At 41.1% G+C, this 14,478-nt stretch carries 13 protein-coding genes and 1 pseudogene; 4 read left to right on the top strand and 10 right to left on the bottom strand.

Annotated features, from left to right (window positions below; all coding sequences use genetic code 11):
* Positions 1-473 precede the first annotated feature (473 nt).
* The 3 genes from GKS34_RS02110 (at position 474) to GKS34_RS02100 (ending at position 4,100) form a co-directional block, all read left to right on the top strand.
* Positions 474-2,114, top strand: a complete 1,641-nt coding sequence (locus GKS34_RS02110) for an acetolactate synthase large subunit (protein WP_163383157.1) — start codon at positions 474-476, stop codon at positions 2,112-2,114.
* On the top strand, positions 2,111-3,514 hold the full coding sequence (locus tag GKS34_RS02105; RefSeq protein WP_163383156.1) for an aldehyde dehydrogenase family protein: 1,404 nt from the start codon (positions 2,111-2,113) through the stop codon (positions 3,512-3,514). Before GKS34_RS02110 ends, GKS34_RS02105 begins: the two co-directional genes overlap by 4 nt.
* 286 nt (positions 3,515-3,800) lie before the next feature.
* Entirely contained in the window at positions 3,801-4,100 is a 300-nt protein-coding gene (locus GKS34_RS02100; RefSeq protein ID WP_163383155.1) for a cupin domain-containing protein, read from the top strand.
* Positions 4,101-4,163: 63 nt separating this feature from the next.
* Here the strand turns inward: GKS34_RS02100 and GKS34_RS02095 are convergent, their stop codons facing one another.
* From GKS34_RS02095 to GKS34_RS02060, 8 genes are all read right to left on the bottom strand, one after another.
* Positions 4,164-5,159, bottom strand: a complete 996-nt coding sequence (locus tag GKS34_RS02095) for an NADP-dependent oxidoreductase (RefSeq protein WP_163383154.1) — start codon at positions 5,157-5,159, stop codon at positions 4,164-4,166.
* 454 nt (positions 5,160-5,613) lie between these two features.
* Positions 5,614-6,171, bottom strand: coding sequence for a glycosyl-4,4'-diaponeurosporenoate acyltransferase CrtO family protein (locus tag GKS34_RS02090; RefSeq protein ID WP_163383153.1), 558 nt, complete (start codon positions 6,169-6,171; stop codon positions 5,614-5,616).
* 80 nt (positions 6,172-6,251) lie between these two features.
* On the bottom strand, positions 6,252-6,680 hold the full coding sequence (locus GKS34_RS02085; protein ID WP_163383152.1) for a papain-like cysteine protease family protein: 429 nt from the start codon (positions 6,678-6,680) through the stop codon (positions 6,252-6,254).
* A gap of 29 nt (positions 6,681-6,709) precedes the next feature.
* A complete protein-coding gene (locus GKS34_RS02080; RefSeq protein WP_163383151.1) occupies positions 6,710-8,950 on the bottom strand; it encodes a hypothetical protein in 2,241 nt (746 codons plus the stop codon).
* Positions 8,928-9,731, bottom strand: a complete 804-nt coding sequence (locus GKS34_RS02075) for a SagB/ThcOx family dehydrogenase (RefSeq protein ID WP_163383150.1) — start codon at positions 9,729-9,731, stop codon at positions 8,928-8,930. The genes GKS34_RS02080 and GKS34_RS02075 overlap by 23 nt, the downstream gene beginning before the upstream one ends.
* 32 nt (positions 9,732-9,763) lie before the next feature.
* On the bottom strand, positions 9,764-11,095 hold the full coding sequence (locus tag GKS34_RS02070) for a YcaO-like family protein (protein WP_163383149.1): 1,332 nt from the start codon (positions 11,093-11,095) through the stop codon (positions 9,764-9,766).
* Positions 11,088-12,176: a hypothetical protein gene (locus GKS34_RS02065; protein ID WP_163383148.1), complete on the bottom strand. Its 1,089-nt coding sequence runs from the start codon at positions 12,174-12,176 to the stop codon at positions 11,088-11,090. The genes GKS34_RS02070 and GKS34_RS02065 overlap by 8 nt, the downstream gene beginning before the upstream one ends.
* Before the next feature lie 74 nt (positions 12,177-12,250).
* On the bottom strand, positions 12,251-12,562 hold the full coding sequence (locus GKS34_RS02060; RefSeq protein ID WP_163383147.1) for a hypothetical protein: 312 nt from the start codon (positions 12,560-12,562) through the stop codon (positions 12,251-12,253).
* Positions 12,563-13,256: 694 nt separating this feature from the next.
* Here GKS34_RS02060 and GKS34_RS23240 point away from each other — a divergent pair.
* Positions 13,257-13,400, top strand: coding sequence for a hypothetical protein (locus tag GKS34_RS23240; RefSeq protein ID WP_205602004.1), 144 nt, complete (start codon positions 13,257-13,259; stop codon positions 13,398-13,400).
* Positions 13,401-13,568: 168 nt separating this feature from the next.
* Here GKS34_RS23240 and GKS34_RS02055 read toward each other — a convergent pair whose 3' ends face one another.
* The gene (locus GKS34_RS02055; protein WP_163383146.1) at positions 13,569-14,249 is read right to left on the bottom strand and encodes an SAM-dependent methyltransferase; all 681 of its coding nucleotides are present in this window, start codon (positions 14,247-14,249) and stop codon (positions 13,569-13,571) included.
* A pseudogene (locus GKS34_RS02050) lies at positions 14,250-14,441 on the bottom strand (VOC family protein); the annotation flags it as partial.
* Positions 14,442-14,478: the final 37 nt, after the last annotated feature.

Here is a 14,478-nt window from a genome sequence, read left to right as displayed (position 1 = left end):
AAAAATCGAAGATTCAAACTCCAAAAATTTCTTTTAATCTTATTGCTGTCTGATGAAATAAAGGTAATAGATAAAAAATGGGTAATAAAACTTTTTTCAGTATATTTCACTTTAAAAATTAACAAAACAGTTTTTTAATTTTGAATAACATAATATTAGGTAAGGATAATTTTAAACCCTGTATTTTGCATTTTCTATGGTGAAAAAATCGCTTTACCCCGTTTAATATTCTAAATTTCAATAGGTTACTTATTATCCAAAACCTGGATGCGTTTGCGCCGGTGAGGGAGGTGTTCGAATTTGAAAATGCCCCAGGTAGGGTTTTTGTCATTTTTTGCGCTTCAGCAAAAAGTGAAAAAATCAAGAAACCACTATAAGCCAAAGTGGCACATAAAATTCGGTATTTAAATTCATAAAGGGTAGATTAGTATAAAATTTGCACCTAAATTAATCCACTACTACAATTTTTATTTATGAAAGCATCCGATTTATTTGTCAAAGCCCTGGAAAAGGAAGGGGTGGAATATATTTTTGGCGTTCCAGGCGAAGAAAACCTGGACCTGCTGGAGTCCTTGAGTACGTCTTCCATTCGTCTGATCCTTACCCGGCACGAACAGGGAGCTGGTTTCATGGCGGCTACCTACGGAAGATTAACCGGCAAACCGGGCGTATGTCTTGCTACCCTTGGACCCGGAGCCACCAACCTGGTAACTCCAGCTGCCTATGCCCAGTTAGGCGCCATGCCCATGATGATGATTACCGGTCAAAAGCCCATCAAAAAAAGCAAGCAGGCCCGTTTCCAGATCATTGACGTGGTGGACATGATGCGTCCCATTACCAAATACACCAAGCAGATTGTTAATGGCAGCGTAATCGCTTCCAATATTCGGGAAGCGTTTCGTCTGGCTACCGAAGAAAGACCCGGTGCCGTACACCTGGAATTACCGGAAGACATTGCCCAGGAAGAGACGGAAGATACCGTGTTCGACGTGGTTGGCCATATCATGCCCAAACCGGATGATAGGGCCATAGAGGCTGCCGTCACCATGATCAAACAGGCTAAAATGCCTTTATTGCTGATTGGGGCCGGAGCCAACCGCAAAGTAACTTGCGATGCCTTGGCAGATTTTGTAGATGAGACCGGTATTTATTTTTTCACCACCCAAATGGGCAAAGGAGTGATTGACGAGCGTCATCCCCAATACCTGGGAACCGCCGCCCTGTCCAGCAACGATTTCCTGCATGCAGCCCTTGACGAATCGGACCTGATCATCAATGTGGGGCACGATGTGATAGAGAAACCGCCCTTCTTTATGAAACACGGCGGTAAAAAGGTGATCCATGTGAACTTTGCTCCGGCAGAATTGGATCCCGTATATTTTCCGCAGCTCAATGTGGTGGGTGATATCACTACTGCCGTGGAAAAACTGACGGAGAAAATCACCAAAACCAGCAATTGGGACTTTTCCTTTTACCAAAAAGTGAAAGCCGAAGTGGCCGGCCATTTGAGCAAGTACTTTGAGGACGAGCGCTTTCCTACCCTGCCTCAACGCCTGGTAAACCTGCTGCGCAAAAAACTGGGCGAAAAGGATGTGATCACCCTGGACAACGGGGTGTACAAAATCTGGTTCGCCCGTAACTATACCTGCTACCAGCCCAAAACCCTATTGCTGGATAATGCCCTTGCCTCCATGGGTGCGGGACTTCCCTCAGCCATGACCGTAAACCTGCTCTACCCCAATAAGAAAGTCGTGGCCGTGTGCGGGGACGGGGGATTTATGATGAACTCCCAGGAACTGGAAACTGCCGTTCGGCTGGGACTTAATCTGGTGGTCATCATTCTCAATGATCAGTCCTATGGGATGATCAAATGGAAACAAGAAGACATGGGCTTTAAGGACTTTGGCCTGGATTTTAAAAACCCGGACTTTATCCAATATGCCCAAAGCTATGGTGCCCATGGCTACCGGCCGGGAAGCGATCAGGAACTTCAGGAGGTCCTGGATAAAACCCTGAACAGCCCCGGAGTGCACGTGATTGACCTTCAGGTCGATTACTCCCTAAACCACCCCATTTTAAATGTCATGTTAAAAGAAAAAACAGCGAAATTATGAGCGATACGAATAAACTAAAAGTACACTCTCCCTATGATCAGCAACTAATCAAGGAGTTGCCAATGATGGACGGGGCGGCGTTGGAAAAAATCATTCAAACCGCCTATGAACTTTTTCAAGACCAGTCTGGCTGGATTGCTCCTTATAAAAGGATAGCGATCCTGGAAAAAGCCCGTCAACTTATGGAGGGAAAGGTAGAAGAACTGACCAAAACTGCCGCTCAAGAGGGCGGTAAACCCTATAAAGATTCCAAGGTCGAAGTGCTACGAGCTATCAATGGAGTAAAAATCGCTACCGAGGAGATTTCCCAACTTAGGGGGGAACAGGTACCTATGGGCCTTACAGCTGCCTCTGTCAACCGACTAGCATTCACAATCCGAGAACCTATAGGTGTGGTGGCCTCCATTTCCGCCTTTAACCACCCCCTCAATCTGATCGTTCACCAGACTATTACTGCCTTTGCGGCAGGCTGCCCGGTGATCATCAAACCCGCCAGCACCACTCCCCTATCCTGTGAGGCCTTCGTGGCTATTTTAAAGGAAGCCGGTGTACCGGATGGATGGGTGCAGATGGTGCTTTGTACCAATGAACTGACCGAAAAGCTTGCCACGGACAAAAGGGTCAATTTTCTTTCCTTTATTGGTTCGGGTAAAATCGGTTGGTACCTGAAGTCCAAGCTGGCTCCGGGCACGCGCTGCGCACTGGAACATGGAGGTGCTGCTCCGGTGATCGTGGAACAAGATGCTGACATGGAAGACATGCTGCCCCTGCTGGTAAAGGGTGGCTTTTACCATGCCGGACAGGTCTGCGTCTCCGTGCAAAAAGTTTTTGTACATGAAAAAATCGCTAAAAAACTGGCGCAGGACATGGCCACGGCGGCCAAAAAACTAAAAGTAGGCGATCCCCTTGATGAAGCCACCGAGGTAGGACCCCTGATCCGCACAGGAGAAGTGGATCGCGTAGAAGAATGGGTAAAAGAGGCCGTCGAAAGCGGTGCCGAACTGCTGTGTGGTGGCAAGCGGATCAGTGACACCTGTTTTGAACCGACTGTACTGTTTAATCCTCCTCATGATGTGCGCGTATCGAAAGAAGAAATTTTCGGCCCGGTGGTTTGTGTCTATTCCTACACAAATCGGGAGAAAGCCATTAAATTGGCCAACAGTTTGGAATACCATTTTCAGGCTGCCGTTTTTACCAGGGACATCGACCTGGCCCTGGATACCGTACAAAAGCTCAATGCCACGGCCGTAATGGTCAACGACCATACCGCTTTTCGTGTAGACTGGATGCCCTTTGGAGGACGGGACGCATCCGGTGAAGGCCTGGGAGGCATCCCCCACTCCATGCATGACATGACAAGGGAAAAGTTGATGGTGTTCAGGAGCAAAATGTTGCCATAGATTTTGATAAAATTGATTTAAAAGGCCTTTCATCGGAGGATGAGGGCCTTTTTTACTAAAGCAGGGGAGGACTTGAAATTAAAAGTCAGGGTAATTCCCGGGTTTTTCTTAACTTGGGGTAAATGAGATGAATTAGCCCAATAAAAGGTCCTGGAAGCCCAGCTGATACCAAATAGTTCGAAAAAATTCCTGGATTAGGAGCAATTTGACTGGCTTTATCGGAAAAATTCAGAATAACATAAAAAAATAAAACAGTAAAACAGGACATACCCAAAAAGATAGCCAAATGACAATTAAAGAAATAAAGGAGGAACTAAAAACTTCTAATCATCCCATTGCAAAATCACTTCATCACGGAACTGGTTTTAAAGTTCTTGTTATGGGGTTCAATAAAGGGATGATTTTAAAAGCACATAAAGCACACAGCCCATCAAAATTGACCGTATTGGAAGGTAGTGTAATTTACAAAGAAGAGAATAGGGTTATAGAACTAATGCAATATGACGAGGTAGAAATACCGATTGAAGTAACGCATTCTGTTGAGGCTGTTGAGGATAGTTTATGCATTCTATCGCAAGGGGAATAATAGGTTTTGTTTTTTAAAAACCTCATTTTGAACCCTTTCAGACATAAAAAACCACAGCCGTTTTCATACCTTTACAATCATTTTACCTTTATTTTTTCCGTCAAATAAATCAAGAAATGCCTGCGGAATGGTATCAAATCCTTCCATAATAGTTTCGCTGAATTGCAGTTTTTCATCTGTTAGCCAGGCAGCTAATTGTTTGGTGGCAGATGGGAATTTTTCAGCAAAGTCACCGATGATAAATCCACGCATGGTCGCACTTTTTGTGAGGAGGATGGGCTGCAATCGGGGGCCAATTGGAACCTCTGTTTCGTTGTAGAGCGATATGGCACCACAAACAGGCAATCGCGCAAACTTATTGATGTTTGCCAATACCGCATCTGAAATCTCCCCTCCAACGTTGTCGAAATAAATATCTACCCCATAAGGACAAGCGTCTTTGATCGCCTTTTTTAAATCAGGAGTTGTTTTGTAATTGATGGCATGATCAAAATTAAACGTCGACGTAAGTAGCTTTACTTTTTCATCATTGCCGGTGATACCAACCACTTTGCAACCTACCAATTTTCCAATCTGTCCGACTACCGTCCCTACGGCTCCGGCAGCACCGGAAACAACCAGTGTCTCCCCTTCCTTTGGCTTTCCTATTTCAGTCAAGCCTATATAAGCGGTAAGTCCGGTCATTCCTAAAATTCCCAAATAACTAGATAGTTTAGCAACTGTAGGATCTACCTTATTCAGACCTTTACCTTTTGAAGTCTGGAATTCCTTCCAATCCAATATGCCAGATACAAAATCGCCCTTTTTGAAATCCGGAAGGTTGCTGTCCACCACTTCCGCTATTATTCCCGACTGAATCGGTTTGTTTAATTCGAACGGTGGAATATAGGATTTCGCATCATTCATCCTGCCACGCAGATAAGGATCGACCGAAACGTAAACTGTTTTCAGCAAAACCTCCCCCTCCTTGGCAGTAGGGACTTCCTCACTGACCGTTTTAAAATCATCGAGGGACGGCTTTCCATGCGGGCGTTTGTTCAAAAGGATTGTCTTATTCATGATTTTCAAGTTTCCCTATATGATGACAAAAATGATACCGCAAGTGGGAAAATTCCTGGAAATAAATATCCCCTTTTTATATATTAAATTTTGCAATTGGTACGACTGATTAAGAAAGAAGCCGAGCCCACTTCATGTATTGTAAAATTCAGATTTGAGTGCTTTAAAGACACATGATTTGGCTAAAGCCATAGATGAGGAAAAAAAATCCTATTACTTACAGCTGAAGCAGTAGGCAATTGATTAAGAGGATCCTGTTTTTAGACGATATTTCCTCAATAGGAATGTGGCTTCAGCCCATTCTTAAAATAGAATAGCAAAACCCCCGGCTTTAGCCAAAATGAATACCTCAAGCAGCAATCAATTAATCAAAATCCGGTTCCAGATCATTACTCTTCACTAGGAATGCGGCTTTAGCCCATACCTTTAGGCAGACCCAAAGGTTCCGATCAATTTATCTACCAATAATTTTCTGAATCCGTATGCGATGAACACGTTGCAGCAAAATCGGATAGCCATTTCCGATTATATTTAGCAAGGTGGTGAGAAAAAAAATGATGGTATATCCCCGGAACAATAGCATAACTGATGCAACACCCAACAATACAAAGGCACCCAAATGACCGAATTCGGATTGCCTGGTCTGGAAACTAAGGTTAGCAATCCCTGTTTTGGTGCCATCGAAGTATTTCTTTCGCTGCTTCTCCTTTCCCCAAAAGGCAACAAGCAGCAACCGTTTAAAATACTCCCCTCCCAACCCTACATACGCCGCTTTCAACCGCTCGGGTTGGCGAATCTGGTAATAGGTGTCCGGAAGTAGCGTACTGGTAGCAAATGCAAATCCCGGAAAGGCAAAAACACCTGTCAGAAACAGAGCCAACAAAAAAGAAATAAAAACAGATTCAAAAAGGGACAAATCAGGGATGGTACCGCGACTTAGCCCATTCACCATTTCATAAGACCGAAAGGCCAGGAAGAGTGAGAGCAATAGGAAACCGATTTTTCTAAGCATCTAAATACATATAAAAACGAAATAAACGACATTTTTATTTAGAAAACCATGGCGGATACCTTTTCATTTTATAACCCGTATTAAACACTTCTAATTGTTTTATAAGAATGAGTCCAATGGTAGTACTGCTGATACTCACGGGTAAAGGCATCCAAGCTCCAAATGCTGTTCCCAAGCATGGAATCTGCAATTAATAAATTACTATCTTCATCGATGCCATAGATCACAACCAAGTGCCAACCAACAAAATGCTTCATACAAGCGGCAATTGGGTGGGAATTTTGCAATTCAGAAAGGATTTCCTCCCGTCCTAAGGCTCTATCCAGGCATTCAAAAAAATTCCCGAGGTAATCCAGGGCTCTATCAGGTGCAAAAAACCGATTGTAATTATTTCCTAACAAACGCTTTGCAAAATCCAGTTGATTAAGCCCACTAGCTCCTTTATAAAATCGGGCAACAGATACCGAAACGGCTGCCCAACACAAACGGGTATCGCATTGAGGTTCCATTTCAAAATCTAATTTAATAGCACCCATAGTTACAAAAAAATGGTAATTAGACGCTTTTCCTCCATTCGTCTCAAAACTTTCAAAATCGAATCATCCTTTTTATAAGCTTCATAAATACTTCTGACGTTAGAATATAGATGGATATTTTCCAAAATCATTTTTTCGATTTCTGATAACTTCATTGGTCTTCTGTAGCGCTTAAAATAAACAATAATTTGATTTTCTCCTCGGTCAATAGAAGCAATCGCTTGGCTTATTCTGACCTTGGAGGACAACAAAAAATCAAACTGCTCCTTATGTGTAAAGAAATATTTTTTTTCACCAAAAATAATTTTTGAAACCTGATATCGAATGCATGAGGATAATAATTCCTGGGATGACACCGGCAATTCATTCCCAAATTGTGAATCGCTAAAAACCGTTGTATAATTTTTCAATTCAGGCAGAATCAAACACAAAATGCGATAAGTTAATCCCTTCAATGAGTTATATCCCAGACCGTTGTAAACGCTTCTGACTACCTTTGACGAAGCCATAATACCCAAACCTGCCGTACCTAAAGCAATCTCCGGATTTTCATCGGCTCTATCTATTCTACTAAATGAAATAGTTCCACTCGATTCAAAATCCTCGAAAACCAGATCCATTTTCTGACAAATTGAGCGCAATGCATTTTCTAATTGAATTGATATAGATTCTACAGATACGCCTTTGGAAGACAACCCGCTGCCCAAAATAGCTTGTGCAACACGAGGAGCTAATGCTTCCGGGTGTTCATTACTCAGCCAATGAATACTTGATCGTAACCAAAAAATAAAAGCTCTGTTATTATTTCCCTTTAATTCTTCCAATTGAGCAAAACAAAAATTAAAATATAATAAATCGCTTTCTACTTTTAGACTATTATTAACTTCAAAAGCTTTCAAATAATAAGTTTGAGCCAATTTATAATCCTTGATCTTCTTATAAAGACGCGCTTGGTTGATTGAGTTTATATATAATATATGCCAATCGATATTTTTTTGTAGGGCAAGCTTATTCTCTATCTCCCTTTCAAACCCAAATGCAGAATCCAAATCACCTATTTTTAATTTATTTAATGCGGAAATATTCAATAAGTAAAGATAGACCCTTGGATATTTCGTTTTAGAGAGATACTTTCTGGCTAGTTCAAAAATCGGTTCAGCTTCATGTGGTCTATTGGTCATCACCAGTCCCCAAGCCTTACTTTGATACAAGGTGGCTTTGTATTCATTTGGTAAATCTTCGTGTGGAGCTTTTTCCTTTGCTGCCTCCGAAAAGTACATGAGTGCGATCCGAATATTCTGAATTTGGGAAACTACAGACGCTAATTTCAATTTATCAAGGATTTTTTTTCGAATAGCCTCCAAAATCCTAAGAGCAATGGCATAACCACCTTCCGAAAAACGCTTGGCAGCTTCCCATTGTAAAAAACCAATTTCTCCATCGTTTCTCAGCCGCTGAATTTCAAAATAAACCCGCAAATGAGAAGCGCTATCAACTGTCTTTAGCCTGCTGTAAAACAAGCTGGGATTGCTGTTTTCGTTTGTTCTTTCCGTAGGAGCAATTACAACATGACCCCTGGATAAAAAAAGACTTGAAGACGGAATTAACTCCTCCAACTTGGAGGCTAACTGGCCCTCTATTAGTCCGGGAATCGGAAACGATCCTGTAGGAATCATTTGATTAGCTGGTGAAAAATCAAAGGTTACCTGCCAGTTCGAGGGAAAAGAAGCCTCGGCAAAATTCAATAAAGCGATCTTACATGAAGTAGTTTTCAACCCTTCAGAAAGCAATTGAATAAATTCAATATTTTCCGGTTCCCAGGAATATCCCGGCAAGGGAGGAATGATTACTACGCATTTAATATGTTGTTTAACAAGCTCAATAATAATCCTTTTACAGCTTTCATAAGCGATTATAAAGTTTTGGTCACCTGTACTTTCGTTGTCAATCAAGCGACTAATAACAGCTGCATATTCTTCCCCTTGGTTATCAACGCCAATCAACGGCTGTAAATACTCATAAACGTCGATGCCCAATTGAGTACATAACTCGTGCACGACCCAGTGACCTTTCCAGGCACCCAATGACAAATCCGAAAAAAGACATTCCTTGCTCAGACAAGCTACATGAAGCTGTTTTTGTAAAATGTCCCAGGATTCAAAATGAAACCCTTTTAAGAATGTTGTTTCATTGGATCGGGAAATGACTGGCGTATCCTTATTAATTACCTCTGCAAATTCCATTCAAATAAACCGTTGCGTGATTCAACCCATCAATTTTCAAAAAACGGTCGACCAACCGATCGTGGTACCCGCCGATATTTATAACCCCTAATTCGAGAGCGGTGGCGGCCAAATTAATATTCTGCGCCACATGCCCTGCTTCAAAAAGTGCAAATCGATAGCCTTTTTCCTTGTACTTAAAGGTGGATCGGTTAAATGCAGCGGTGATGAAAAGGATCAGGGAGGTGTCGTAGGCAAGATGGGTTTGAAACCCTACCAGGCTATTGGCTATTTCCTCATCAAAATTTCCTTCCCGAATGAACTGAATGGCATTTTCAACAGGAGAATAATGATAAAGTCCCGCTTTTAAAGATTCTACTCTTTCGTTGGTATAGAAATACAACTCCAGCGGATACAAGGCTCCTCCCGAGGGCACGGTCCGGAAAGGACGTCGAATGTATTCGTTGTCTTTGTTGTCTCGTGTAACTCCGTAGCCACAATATAAAATGGTGCGCAGCTGCTCCAGGGTAAGTGTTTTCGGTAATATTTCTTTGGGCGTAACCCGATTCGTCACGGTTTCCATAAACGAACGTTCGATACGCGAAAAGCTGATAGGTAAAGGAATGGACGGGAATTGCTGATACGGAAACACATCGTATAAATTACTCATTTCCTCAACTACCTGATCATTCGTCAAAGAACCGTCATAGTGACCCGTTTTTGAACTTTCATGAAAAATCTCCCAGGAAGGTGTAACTGATTCGCCAGCAAGTGCTGCTTCTTTCCACAATGAATCTAACATACGTTAATTTTTTTTATCAGTGAATATTTCTGTTACGGGAAGGGATGGGGAAATGGATAATCAGCTTTTCCTGTAACCAACCCTTCAAAACCTAATTTCTGGGGAATCGTCCATAGCCGTTCACTACCTAAAGGGCGCTTGTGATACCCCATAAATAGCGGATGATACCCGGGTATAATCGCCCGAATGACGGTCATTCCCAGACTCCTAATATCAGCGGTCGTTATATCTGTAACCAGCACATCGTATCCTGATTTTTTGATTGTAGAAACCAAGGATTTCATTTCCTCTAGCGGAGTCTCTTGAGAATAATCCACTAATTCATTAAAATCCATCCATTGATCAGAACTGTATAAAAATTCAGCGTGTTTACTGACCGCAGGATTAACCCAAAAATTAACGTGGTGCACTTGCCCCAGCACATTGTCAAATTCAGGATGCGATTCCAAACGGGGCAATTCATTTTTAATTTGATAGGCATACCTTTCCGTATGCGCTAACTCCTCCATTGCTTTCCTAACCGCTTCTTCCGGGGATAAGGCTACCGAAGCCGCCACAACCAGGGGCACAAAGTTCGTTTTTATACCTGTCGCAACCGCTAAAATTCCAGTGATCTTGGTTTCATTGGAGATGTCCATCAGGTGAATCTCATACCCTACTTCCTCAAAACGCTGAATCAAGTCCTTGTTTTTTTCACTTAAGGTGTGTTTCCTGATTTTCCGTCTGGATAGCTTGGCTTGCCAGGTAATCATAAAATTATCTCTTTCAATAACCTCGCAAACCCCACCCACCACTGCCTCTTCAAAGGAACAATGACAAGACAATCCGGAAGAAATGGGTTGGACAATAGGTGTTTCATCGCCATTTTCGTAAAAAAAATAGGGCACAAACACCATGGAAGCAGGAACCGCTTGATGCTCCCCGGTTGCCTGATTTACGGCCTGTATCCAACGAACAGGTGCGTCCTCCGTAAATTCGTCAAAGTCAAATTCGGGGTGGTTGTATTGTTCTTTACTATACAAAGCAAATTTCTTCGGATGAACACAAGTAAAGGGCGCGTCATTATAGGAACACAGTGGAAATTGTTTCTTGTCATAAATTGCTGCGCAATAGCGTTCCACACATTCCCCTACCGTTTTGGCTAACGCTAGCTCCCGGGTGGTGGCGGCACCTCCGCCAATGGCGAAGTTTCGGTATTCTCCAAATGCTTCTGTGTTAGCAGCCGAACCATTAAAACGAAAAAATCGAGGAGAATCGACCTCTAATGGGTGTTCACTGACCCCCGTAATTATTCCTACTTTGGGATCTAGCAGAAAAGGTAAGGTATCCGTGAGTCTTCGTATTGGTGTTAGTAATTCATTCATCGTACCCTACCGTTTGTTCGATTTCTTTCCAAGAGTCTTCAGAAGTCAATTGCTTATGAATATTAATCAACGGCATTTCATTTAACGGACTGCATACCGGGCAGCGGGGTGCTTTTACCAAGTTCCTTTTGTTCATGGAACCGGCCAGCAGATCTACTTCACACAGCGTACCCAAATCCCACTGAATGTTGGATTTGAATTTTATCAAATCAAATGCACCCACCTCTGCCAATACCGTAACCATGGAATGATGGTAGGCTGCAATTTGCTGCCCCTCAAAAGCGAATTTTTCGGTAAGGCGTTTCTCGCTAAAATCAGAACTGGCGGAATTTTGTCGAAGTTTTAAGCATTCTAAACAAGGCCCCTCGTCCCGAATAACAAGAGGACCTGCATAGCCAACCATATTTTGTAATAAAAGTGGGTAGAAAGCAATATTATTTTTTACAGCAAAGGCATTCCATGATTCTAAGAGATAAAAACTTCCAAACTCAGAAGAGGCAACTATAAAACCTACACCTCGACTGTCTTCCAAAAAATCTGTTTCCTGAATTTTTACAATACGCTCGTCATTCCAAAAATTATCAACGATTTTATGATTGTCATCGAAAAAGCGTACATTTCGTAGAGAGGGGTCATCGATGACCATAAAGTTATTCTTACCCTCTGTAAAAAGCGAACTTATTAGTCGCTTGTTTAGCTCATTAATTCCTATAAAAGCCCAGGGCTTTTCATTCAATGTTTCTGAAATTTGGGATTGATGCGCATTAAAATGCCAGTAAAAAATATCCTGTGGAGTCTCTTCATCATACCTATAGTTATTTGTGTCCTCCAGATAAACAATGAATTTCTTCTCTATAAGATGGTTAATAAAAGATTTGATCAAATTGTAGATACTTCCCGTAAATAGACTGGCCAGTTCATCGACTGTTTTAGGACTTTGTATTAATGCCTTTTGGATAACCTTTATAATAATAAGGGCGCTTTTATCAGGGATGGCCATGGAAGAAAGTCCACGCTTCAGCACTACGCTATCTTCCAATTCGATAATTTGAAATGGAAGTACTTTTAATTTTTTTTCCATAATACATAAATAGATTTAGTAGTCTAAAGAATGAAAGTGGGGAGCTTTCCCCACTTTCAAGCCAAAGGATAGAATTATGCTGCTTTAACTACTGCGGCAGCAGTGCAGCAACAGGCTGGCGTACAAGTACAACAGCAACTAGCACCCACTACAGGAGCTCTGGAGCTTCCAAAAAGGCTGTGGTTGGAAAAAGCTTCTTCGATGGATTGTAAATCCCTTACACCTAATTTCTCCGTACGAGGTGTGTGATTTTTCCAGGCTAAAGCTACTAAATCTCCTTCTACCAGTTTTTTAGCTGCATCTGTTAAAATACTCAAATCGTGACCCTCTAATAATTCCCCTATGGGAGTATTAAAGTCTTCGTAATTTTCTAATAATTTGCTCATTTTGTTTGGTTTAAGTGTTTAAAAATAATTTGCACGATTAAACTCATGCCTGAGTTTCTTTCATAAATAGGAAGTCACCCTTTTATTGACTGGCTGTTTCAGTTATATATTTGCAGGACTACGTATCATACCAATCACCCAATCAATGTTGGGTACCAATGCTGGCTAAACAGGTGTCAGCCACAGTATAAATTTATCAGGCCTCTTGATGCCGCCGTTGTCGTATTTCTCTTTAAAATTCCTCCGGAGCACCCATGTACTCCATCAAACAGGGATAATCAAAAGGAATACCCTTATTCATAGGAAAAGCGTATAGGCTTCTTTCGCCTTTATTTAATATCAGCACCGAATTCCAAACCGCACCATTTTCAAACAATACAAACAATATAGGGATTATTTAATTAAATCATGTTTTTTCATTCAAAAAATAATTTAAAATATAATTATTCTATACTTTTATGACAAAACGCAGAACAAATAGTTATTGGAACCACTTTCCTATCGGGATTTCTTTATTAAATTTCTTCCTAGGTTTTTTCAATGGAAGTACAGCACTATACTTTGAGGATTTCAGCCTGGATTTTTCTTGCTTTGGTGTATATTATAATAAAAAATATCAGAAGAGAAATCGGTTTTAAGAACGAAAAATAAACCCTTAATAAACAATTAAAACGATCTCCTTAGGGGCTAACTATTGGCACAAATAGAAACAAAAACAGGGGTTCCTTCCCGTATGAGACCAGATAAGCAAAAACAGGCACACAAGAAAAGGAGCAACGGGGAGGGAATCATCATAGGCACCCTGCCCGACCACGTGATCGAGAAGGAGGCCCCTTAAGTGAGGATCGGTGATCGCCCGGCTAACTGATGACAGGTACGGTAATGGAATGTTGGGGTTTGCAGGCGTCGCAATTGTCTGCAGTGACAAAATTTGATGCGGGGCAGAAAGGCATACGTACCTTTTGAACCTCCCATGTTTTATACATGATATTAGGCAACGGTATTCCTATTTCCTTTTTATTATCAGCATTTCATTTCCGTTTTTTTGGAATTCATAATCAACCTTTTCTATGTTTACGATATAATTCGTTTCAAAATATTCAATCAAGTTAACTAACAAATCTGTCTTTTTTGCATCCAGGTTTAATATCGGAAATATCCTAATTTCTTTCGCCACTCTCAGCATTTCTGTTATTGATGAAATATGAAAACTAAGTCCAAGTTGAGAATATAATATCAGGAAATGAGAACTTAATCCCAAATCAAAAGACAAATCTTCAAAATCCGTTTTGTTTGGTAATTCATGATTTATATACCTACCTGTCATCTTTCCATCCTCATAATCTTGAAGGAATTTAGTCATTGCAGAAATTCGGATTTTTTCCAGTTCTTGAATGTTTTTAATTTTCGTCCAAACAAAGTTTTCAAGATTGTTTTTTGTCTGCTCTAAGACCATTTCCTTTGTCTCTTCAATCTTTTGTTGAAGTTCTTTTTGAGAAAACTCGTAAATGGGGTCAATCGAAACAACACGTTTACCATTTTCAGTCATTTCACTATTAAAACTCGCAGGTCCATCACCAAAACTGATAATCCTACAGTCCAAATCAGAATCTGTCAGGTTGAACATGTTACTATATTCTTCCAGATTTCTGCCCCAGGGAACCGTGTTTTTTAATTCAAATGCCATCTAATTTTTCCTTTCAGTTATTTCACCATTTTTATCAAGGGGTAAATAGGGATGATAACCCACTTCCCATAAATTTTCGTCTGGGTCGGCAACGTATCCGCTGTATCCATCCCAAAATGCTTTTTCAGGTTTCTTTATTATCGCAACGCCATTTCCTGATAATTCTTCAACTATCAAATCAACCAGCATTTCTGTCTTTGTATGGTATGCTAATGTAAAACTTCTAAAA

The sequence above is a fragment of the Cyclobacterium jeungdonense genome (assembly GCF_010994275.1).
Taxonomy (GTDB): domain Bacteria; phylum Bacteroidota; class Bacteroidia; order Cytophagales; family Cyclobacteriaceae; genus Cyclobacterium; species Cyclobacterium jeungdonense.
This window is presented reverse-complemented; position numbering and strand designations above follow the sequence as displayed.